At 65.2% G+C, this 7,880-nt stretch carries 5 protein-coding genes; 3 read left to right on the top strand and 2 right to left on the bottom strand.

Going from position 1 to position 7,880, the window contains the following annotated elements; translation table 11 throughout:
• Nucleotides 1-43: 43 nt before the first annotated feature.
• Nucleotides 44-967, bottom strand: coding sequence for a glycosyltransferase (locus EB084_02655; protein ID NDD27152.1), 924 nt, complete (start codon nucleotides 965-967; stop codon nucleotides 44-46).
• A 155-nt stretch (nucleotides 968-1,122) separates the two neighbouring features.
• Here EB084_02655 and EB084_02660 point away from each other — a divergent pair, with 155 nt between their 5' ends.
• On the top strand, nucleotides 1,123-2,508 hold the full coding sequence (locus tag EB084_02660) for a hypothetical protein (protein NDD27153.1): 1,386 nt from the start codon (nucleotides 1,123-1,125) through the stop codon (nucleotides 2,506-2,508).
• Between the two features lie 27 nt (nucleotides 2,509-2,535).
• Nucleotides 2,536-3,108: a hypothetical protein gene (locus EB084_02665; protein NDD27154.1), complete on the top strand. Its 573-nt coding sequence runs from the start codon at nucleotides 2,536-2,538 to the stop codon at nucleotides 3,106-3,108.
• A 349-nt stretch (nucleotides 3,109-3,457) separates the two neighbouring features.
• Here the strand turns inward: EB084_02665 and EB084_02670 are convergent, their stop codons facing one another.
• Nucleotides 3,458-7,162: a pyridine nucleotide-disulfide oxidoreductase gene (locus tag EB084_02670; GenBank protein NDD27155.1), complete on the bottom strand. Its 3,705-nt coding sequence runs from the start codon at nucleotides 7,160-7,162 to the stop codon at nucleotides 3,458-3,460.
• Between the two features lie 203 nt (nucleotides 7,163-7,365).
• Here EB084_02670 and EB084_02675 point away from each other — a divergent pair.
• A partial coding sequence (locus EB084_02675) for an exonuclease (GenBank protein NDD27156.1) occupies nucleotides 7,366-7,880 on the top strand: 515 nt, incomplete at its 3' end.

Here is a 7,880-nt window from a genome sequence, read left to right on the forward strand (position 1 = left end):
GCCCGTAGTTGACTCCTCCTTTTGGCGCTGCGCGTTTGGTCGCCTACGGGACGAGGGTCTGGCGGGCCAGGTCGAACCAGGGACCGAGGTGGCGCATCCAGGGCAGGCACTCGAACAGCCGGAACCCGAGTCGCAGCCGATAGTTGACGCTTCGAAGGCGCGCCCACCAGCGCGCGCGGGGGTGTGAGAGGTAGGCGCTGACGGCTTTCACGAAGGCATCGGTATCGCTGTCTTGCGCGATCGCCTGCGCGCGCGAGTCTCGCATCACAGGAGGGTGCGACCAGGTGTAGGGGATGCATTGTGGCGCGTGGTCGACGAACATGGTGGATGAAGCCTGTGCCGCCAGTTGCCCGTCCTTGTAGGTCTTGTCTCCCAGTCTCTGGTAGAGCCGCCACTTGTCGAGGATCTCCTGGTTGGGGCGAACGTATCCGTAGTGGTGATACACGTAGGGGAGGCAGAGGCGACGTCCACGCACACCTTGCAGCTGCTCATGCACATCGCGCTCGTAGCGCGTCTCGGGCGTGAGCCGGAAGAACAGGTTGTGACGTCGGTCGAGGGAGATGTAGTAGTCGAGGGTCTGCAGGAACTGCACCACGTAGGCGTCGACCACCCCCACCGAGGGAGGCAGTGACGCGAGAACGCCGCGGGTCACGGTTTCAAGCCCCCCGCCGTGAACCTCATCGGCGTCGACCATGAAGATCCAGGCGTCGTGATGGCCCTGGCGCCGAACCGCATCGAGGCAGTGGTTGCGCGCGCGGGCGAACCCTTCGAAGGGCGCGTCGACGATCTCCATGCGCTGGCTCCGGAAGAGCGCGGAGGCTTCGAGAACGGCACGATTCGCGCACAGTGGGTCGCCGCTGTTGTCGTTCACCACGATGCGGTCAACGGCATCGTTCAGGCTGGCAAGGGCTGCGGCAAGAAAGGGCTCTGGCCGAGCGCCGACGAGAAGGGTTGCGATGGTGGGCATGCGCGTGCGGTTTTTTCTCTCGATCGACCGGGTGGGTGGAGGAGATTCGCTCAGCCGTGCGCTCCTCCTGGTGGAAGAGGCTGTCTCCAGAGGAGTGAGGGCCCTTCTGGGCGAACTGTACCACACTTCGGTCTCACGCTCTAGAGGGTCATTCATTGCCGCGTCTGCTTCTGGTCACCTACCACTTCCCCCCAGCCGGCGGCGCGGGCACCCTGCGTGCCCTGCGGTTCGCCCGATATCTGCGCGGCTTCGGGTGGGAGACCGAGGTTGTCTGCGCCGATCCGCTTCCCGCCGTCACGCGTGACCCGTCGCTGCAACGTGCGGTTCCGCCAGATGTGCCCGTGCACTTCGTGCGCTCGTTCGAGCCAGGGCGCTTCTCAGATTCGTGGGAGCAGCCTCTGCAGAAGATCGTGCGCAACCTCTTCCGCACCTTCGACTTCATGCTGGTGCCCGATGAGCACGTGGGGTGGGTGCGTCCCGCGCTGAGTCTGTGCTCGCACCTTCGCTCCCGAACAGGTGGGTTCGATGCCGTTCTCACCACGGGTCCCCCGTTCTCCACCCATCTCATCGGCCTGGGGCTGCGCGAGCGCTTCGGACTTCCGTGGGTCGCTGACTTCCGGGATGACTGGACGGGCTTCAACGACGCGTTCCGCGGGGGGGCGATGCGCCGGCGCCCGTCGTACGAGCGGCGTCTCGAAGCAGACGTGCTTCGCCAGGCCAGCGTGGTTCTCACGGTCAACGAGTCGCTGCAGGCGGCCATTCGCGCGCGTCGTGAGGGGGTGGAGGTCGAGGTCATTCCCAACGGCTTCGATCCGGCAGACTTTGAGACGACATCTCCGCAGAGAAGGCCCGCGGGCCCGTTCGTGATCCGGCACCTGGGGAGCCTGTACGAGCAGCGCTCCCCCGCGGTTTTCCTCGAGGGACTGCGGCGGCTGGGCGGGTCGGAGCGGTTGAGGGGGCGACTCGAGGCGCGTTTCCTTGGGCGAGTCGTGGGTCCGGTGCCCGATCTGCTCGCCGCGCCGGATCTGGGCGACGTGGTCTGCTACGACGGCATCCAGCCCCATGCCGAGAGCATTCGGGCGATGTGTGAGAGCGATGCGCTGCTGCTCATCATCGATCAGGTGCAGCAGGCCGAGCAGATCTGGACCGGAAAGGTGTTCGAGTACCTGGGCGCGCGGCGTCCGATTCTCGGGCTCATGCCGCCGGAGGGGCAGCTGGCACGACTGCTCCGGGAGTCGAGCGACCAGCACCGCATCGTTCCCACCGGTGACGCGGGGGCGGTGGCTGCGGCACTCGAGTCGATGCTCGATGCGTCGTTTCATGCGTCGCTGCCGGAGTCATCGGTGCTGGCACAGTTCCGCGCGGACGCGCTCACCCAGCAACTGGCGCGCCTTCTCGAGCGCTGCGTCGAGTCAGACGGCGCGCTGCGGCGTCAAGGTCACCCCAGGCTTGCCGCGAAGGGTCGTGAGCAGCAGCCGGCGCGCGTCGGGGTCGCGCGGGCGCTTGATGAACCACTGCACCGCGCGCCACATCAGACGTAGGCGGTAGTTCAGGTCACGCAGCAACGCGTGAAGCCGCGGCCCTGGTTTCTTCAGGTGCGCGTCGACCAGGCGGTGGAAATCATCGATGTCCGGGTCGACCATGTTCGCGGCGTCGTCCAGCAGGGCGAGCGCTTCTGGGTAGCTTCCGGTATAGGGCAGCGCGCGATCGACCTCGCGTTCGAACAGGTCTCTGCGACTCATCTCGTCGAGGGTGTGCTCGCTGTAGGTCTGATCTCCCAGCGTGCGATAGTGGCGCCATTTATCGATGATGTGGCCCGTCGATCGGATGTAGCCGTAGTGATGGTAGGTGTAGGGCAGGCAGATGCGCTGTCCAACGAGACCGGTCAGATGCTCGTGCACGTCGTGCGTCCATCGGAGGTCGGGGTTGTGGCGCACAAGCAGGTTGTGGCGTCGATCGAGGGCGTTGTAGACATTGAAGCTGAGAATGAAGTTGTAGAAATAGGTGTCGACGATGCCGACCTCGGAGGGAAGGGTCGACACAATGTTGCGCGTGATGAACGCGAGATCGGTTCCGTGCACCTCGTCGCAGTCGACCATGAGCAGCCAGGTCTGCGCATCGCAGGGCAGGTTGGCCCGTAGGTAGTCGATGCATTCGTTGCGGGCCTGCGAGAAGTTCACGAACGGGGCCTCAACCACGCCCACGCGGCCGCTCGCGTGCAGCGTCGAGCGTTCCAGCACGTTTCGGTTCTGCGAGCGTGGGGCTCCGCTGTTGTCGTGGACGACCAGGAAGTCGGCCGCCTGCTCGAGGCTGTGCAGAACCGCCTTGAGGTAAGGCTCGGGTCGAGCGCCCATGAGCATCAGGGCGACGATCGTTGGCGCAGGCATGGCGTCTCTTCTCGAATGCTTGGGTTCACGGGGTGAGAAGACCTTCATCTCGCCTGTCATGACGCGTGGCCATGACAGGCGAGCGTGCGAGGTCGGGTGTTCTTCACACGTGCACCATCTCGTGGCGCTTCAAGATGTGGTCGAGCCACCTGTTCGACAGCTTCTCGAGCACCGAGTTCTGTCGCAGCCGCTCGTTCAGATGCTTCCAGTCGACGAAGTCCATCTTCTGGTCTTGGTTGAAGCAGGTGAACACGTAGCTGATCTTGCCCGAGGCTGGATCAACGTGGCGCTGCAGGCACTGGGCGCAGATCTCCTTCATCATGCACTGCATGGGGGAGTTGATCGATGCGAGGGCCTCGTGCTCGTGGCAGAAGTACTCGCGCAGCACCCCCTCGGTGCGGGCCGCCCGGATGGCCGCCATCATGCGGTCGGAGCCGATGGCGAGGATGCGGTGGGCCTGGTTCATGGGGAACAGGGTCTCCCCCAGCTCGCCCTTGGCGTACGAGAGCATGCACTGCACGATGTTGCCGACGAAGTGACGGTCTTGCGGGCGTCGCGCGGTGATGGGATCGCCGCTGTCGACGCTCCAGATGACCTGGTCGCAGGCGTCTTCGACCTTGTCGCGGTGGAACACATCGGTCGGCTTCTTGTAGCCTGCGAAGTATACCACCTTGTTGCCCGCGTTCTTCATCGCCTTGGCGATGGAGAAGAGCACCGCGTTGCCGAGTCCGCCGCCGCAGAGCACCACGTTCTCGCCCGTGCCGATCTCGCTGGGGGTTCCGGTGGGGCCCATGCAGACCAGCCGCTGCCCCTTCTGCAGGTAGGCGCACAGGCGTGATGACACGCCGAGCTCGAGGGCGATGAGCGAGAGGATGCCGTTCTCCGGATCGTTCCACGCGCCGGTGAGGGCGATGCCTTCGAGCGCGAAGCGCGTTCCCTCGAGCACCGGGCTCTGGGTCTCGAAGTTCTGGAAGCGGTAGAACTGCCCAGGCTCGAACTTTCGGGCCTGCAGCGGCGCCTTCACGATGACCTCGACGATGGTGGGGCCGAGGCGGCGCACCTCCTCGATGGTCACCAGGAGGTTCTCGTCGAGCCGCTGCTTGAGCGCCACGAGCTCGGCGTCGCGCTTCGGCTGGTCGGCCGGGTCGAGGGCCGCGATCTCGTTTGCGAACACCTCGGTGACCGCGCGGGCACCGTACTTGCCGGAGGCCACGGCTTTCACCACAGAGCCGGCGAACACCGGATGATTGTCGCCGTAGTACGAGATGAAGTGGCCGTCTTTCTCGTATGAGGTGAAGAATCCGGGGTCGGCCAGGTTCTGGGCGGCGGGTTCGAGGCGGCCATCGACCACCTTGAAGCCCTTGAAGAAGCGACGCTTGTCGTCGAGGGCGATGTGGCCTTCGCGCTCGCGCTCGTAGTTCACGTTGGGCGCGGTGCCGGCGGCCACGAGCAGCGTGCGTGCGGGAATCTCGACCATCTCACCGCTGTTGCCCCACTTGCCGGGCTCGAGCTCGGAGATGCGCTCCATGCGAACGGCCTTCAGGCTGCCGTATTCGTCGGAGATGGCCGCACGTGGGTCCATGCACTCGACATAGGTGATGCCCTCTTCGAGCGCCTTCACGATCTCTTCGTGGTTGAGGCGATAGGCGGGCGAGTCGACCATGCGCTTGCGATAGCAGAGCTTTGCGCCACCCCACTGCTGCAGGTGCGGAACGTAGTTCGGCTCTCGCCCCTCGGCCTTGGCGCGATCGCGCTCTTCACGCAGCACTCGGCCGTGGGCCACCAGCTCGGCGATGATCTCGCGCTCTTCAGGGCCGTACATGGCCTGCAGGGCTTCCTCGCCGTGCTCGCTTGCCAGGGTTTCATAGCGATCGACCACCTTGAGGCACTGCATTGTGTAGTAGGCCAGCGACTCGGTGGCGGTGTCGATGCCGGTGAGCCCGCCGCCCACCACCACCACGGGCAGGCGCAACTGCAGGTTGGCGAACGAGGTGGCGCGACCGGCACCGCTGAGCTGGAGCCCCATGAGAAAGTCTGACGCGGCGCGCACGCCGGGAATGAGGTTGTTCTCGATGTTCACCAGGGTGGGCTTACCCGCGCCGGCGGCGATCGCAACATGGTGGATTCCCAAGTCCCAGGCGTCTTCAGCGGTGAGGGTGCCCCCGAAGCGGATGCCCCCGTAGACCTTGAAGGTCGGGTTGCGGCTCAGGGTGAGGTAGATGAGCTTGAGGAAGTTCTTGTCCCAGCGGTTGGTGATGCCGTATTCGGCCACGCCGCCGAAGCCCAGGGCGATGCGCTCGTCGAGGTTCTCGACCAGGCTCTGGAAGCGCTCGATGGGCTGCGGCGCGCTCGCCCCGCTGCCCACCAGGTCGGCTGGGAGCGGCTCGATCTTCAGGCCGTCGACGCCGATCACGCCGAAGCCCTCGTTGAGCAGGTACTGTGAGAGCGAGAAGCCAGCGGGGCCCATGCCCACCACGAGCACGTTCTTGCCGTTGTAGGGCATGCGGTGCGGTCGGCGCACATTGATGGGGTTCCAGCGCGTGAGCAGCCCGTAGATCTCCACGCCCCACGGGAGGTTGAGCGTGTCTGTGAGGGAGCGGGTCTCGTTCTGGGGGATGTTGACCGGCTCTTGCTTCTGGTAGATGCAGGCCTTCATGCAGTCGTTGCAGATGCGGTGGCCGGTGGTGGGACACATGGGATTGTCGATGCACACCATGGCGAGCGCCCCGATGGTATCGCCCATGCGCTTGAGCATGTGCATCTCGGAGATGCGCTCGTCGAGGGGGCAGCCGTTCAGGGCAACGCCCAGCGGATTGCGCTGGATCGGCTTGTCCTTGCGAGGCATGGGCAGACCCTTCGAGCACGAGTCTTTCTCACGCTCGTGGCAGAACACGCAGTACTCGGTCTGATCGAGCACGTAGCGCAGCGATCCGCGCAGATCGGTGAGCTTGAAGCCGTCCCGGCATCGAAGCGTTCCCGGTGGTCCTTCGATGGCTTCCGGCAGATCTGCGCGGGGCCGTTGGTGAGGCACCAGGCCATCGGGCCAGGCCATGTCTTCCGGGAAGGTGAGCGAAACCCAGTCCCGGCGCGTGTGATGGTGATGGCGGTCGTGGGCCGCCTTGGCGGCCCAGCGAGCGATCTGGTCGATGACGCCGTCGAGCCAGGTGATCATCCCGGCCTCGTCATCGAGGGGCGTTTCGCCCAGCGCGGCGCGCAGGGTGGCGCTGCGGGCCTTCAGGTCGTCAGACAGCGGCTCGGGTGCGCGCTCATCGCTGATCTTCTTCCAGGCGGCCTCGATATCGAGCAGCTCGCAGGTGATCCGCGACACGAAGAGCTCAGGGTCGCGCTCGCGCTCCGCGGCGAGGTCTGGCCGCACCTTCAGCAACAGGCCATCGGGGGCGAATATGCCAGGCGCGTCGGTGGGCACGGCGTCCTTGTACTTCTTGACGGCGCGCCGTGAGACCACCTCTTTCTTGAAGCGGAGGATGGGGTCTTGGGTCTTGTGCTCTTCGGTCAGGCGCGCCGCGGCCGCTTCGATGTTGAAGAGGCGGGCGATGAATGCCGATTGATGGCGAGCCACCCGGATCAGCAGGGAGCTTTCCGCCGGCTTGCTCAGGCCTTCACCCAGGGTCTCGCGATAGGCGGCGAACTCTGCCGCCAGCGCAGCATCGTCGGCGGCAAGGCGCTCGTGGAAGATGCGGGTCAGCTCCGCCAGCTTCTGCGGGTCGTAGAGCGACGCGTAGGTGAACCCTGGAATGCCGAGCTCGAGGCTGCCGGCCGCCTCTGGGGGTGCGATGTGTGTCGTCATGTCGAACCTCTTCAGCGCTTCCCGCGGATGTGGCGAACAGATCGGCGCGGCGAAGCGGAAATGGGCGCAATGATTCGTGAAACCGTGCCAAATCCCTCCGCTCTGCAAAGCCCCTGTTTGAACCTGATGCATGCCGCTCTCTTCAGAGAGACGCACCTGAGCCGACAGGAGTGATCCCGTTGCTTCGCGCAGAAACCGCCGTCATGACGGAGATCTACGTGAGCACCGATGTCGAGGCCGATGGCCTCATTCCCGGCATGCACTCCATGCTGAGCTTCGGATCGGCGGCCTTCAGCGAGGATGGACGACTGCTGGGAACCTTCACGGCCAACCTCGAGACCCTCGACGGGGCGACCACCGACGCGCGCACCATGCAGTGGTGGGCCCAGCACGAGAGGGCGTGGGAGGCCTGCCGCGTCCACGCTCGACCCGCCACCGAGGTCATGCCGGAGTATGCCGAGTGGCTCGATGGGCTTCCCGGGACCCCGGTGTTCGTGGGCTATCCGGCCGCCTACGACTTCCTGTTCGTCTACTGGTACCTCATCCGCTTCGCTGGGCGAAGCCCCTTCTCGTTCTCCGCCCTCGACATGAAGACGCTGGCCATGGCCACTCTCGGAACCACGTTCCGCGACGCCACGAAGCGCAACATGCCGTCTCACTGGTTCGAGACGAAGAACCACACTCATGTGGCCCTCGACGACGCCATCGAGCAGGGATA

The sequence above is a fragment of the Pseudomonadota bacterium genome, assembly GCA_010028905.1.
Taxonomy (GTDB): domain Bacteria; phylum Vulcanimicrobiota; class Xenobia; order RGZZ01; family RGZZ01; genus RGZZ01.

What these genes read in the sequence shown, in the direction of transcription:
- EB084_02655 (NDD27152.1), bottom strand. Translation starts at nt 967, where the DNA reads ATGCCCACCATCGCAACCCTTCTCGTCGGCGCTCGGCCAGAGCCCTTT.
- EB084_02670 (NDD27155.1), bottom strand. Translation starts at nt 7,162, where the DNA reads ATGACGACACACATCGCACCCCCAGAGGCGGCCGGCAGCCTCGAGCTC.